This is a genomic window from Paenibacillus sp. F024 (genome assembly GCF_057814255.1).
The window spans coordinates 1-209 of record NZ_JBVASZ010000229.1 but is presented as its reverse complement, the minus strand read 5'-3'; the positions used below and the strand labels follow the sequence as shown (position 1 = coordinate 209).

Genomic DNA, 209 nt, shown 5'->3' with positions numbered 1-209 from the left:
CCTTGGCAGATGGTCCTGCCGGATTCCCACGAGGTTTCACGTGTCTCGCGGTACTCGGGATCCGTCTAGGGCTTTCGCAGCATTTCAGCTACAGGGCTGTTACCTTCTTTGGCCGGCCTTTCCAGACCGCTTCACCTACGCTGCTCAACCCACATTGACGTCCCACAACCCCAGGGGGCAAGCCCCCTGGTTTGGGCTAATCCGCTTTC

General features: G+C 59.3%; 1 rRNA gene. It reads right to left on the bottom strand.

The features are described from left to right. Positions 1-209: ribosomal RNA gene (locus ACZYR9_RS28040) — 23S ribosomal RNA — on the bottom strand; the annotation flags it as partial.